The organism is Peribacillus sp. P4_C12 (assembly GCF_056402095.1).
The window spans coordinates 1-640 of sequence record NZ_JBFUIB010001125.1; the positions used below are offsets into that span (position 1 = coordinate 1).

Annotated in this window: 1 protein-coding gene; it reads right to left on the reverse strand. The window is 37.8% G+C overall.

Features of this window, described 5'->3' with window-relative positions; genetic code table 11:
* Nucleotides 1-583, reverse strand: a 583-nt coding sequence (locus AC1DUW_RS31720) for a sodium:solute symporter family transporter (RefSeq protein ID WP_477644563.1), incomplete at its 3' end; no start/stop codon positions are given.
* Nucleotides 584-640: the final 57 nt, after the last annotated feature.

The following is a 640-nucleotide window of genomic DNA, read 5'->3' on the forward strand; positions in this document are numbered from 1 at the left end:
ATGCAGGTGCTAATTGAGTAATTAAACTATATGACATGATATTCAAGATGGCTAGCGCTTCGCCACCTGTTACCGTTACGATTAAGGCAATGATTGAGATACCAATGATTATTAATCTTGAGACAATTAATTGTTGTTTCTCATTAGCAGCTGGAACCAAAACTTTGTAAAAACTATTTGTTAGCCCTACCGATGCAGCCATTAGCATAACGGAAGCCGGAACTAGAGCGGTCAATAAGCCTGCAGCTCCGATTAATCCGATTACCCATGGATCAAATGTTTGTATCGCTAATCTTAAAAGCGAAAGATCTCCATCAGCCCCTTGCAAACCCGGGATTTCCATAATAGCTGTAAAACCTATGAAAAAGACAAAGAGCAATAACAAGGTGTATAGTGGTAAAGCAATTGCATTTTTACGAAGCGTTCTTTCTCCATTTGACGAAAGAACAACCATAAATGTTTGTGGTAATAAATAAAACCCTAAAGCATTTAACAAAACCGTGGAGATAAACCAGGATTGACTCAACCCTTGATCAGCTAAGATTAGCATTTCAGGTTTAGCAGACTGAACCGTCTCAAACATTGGCTGAATTCCTCCAAAGTAATGGAACGGAATATAAATACCTAAAAATATTACAAC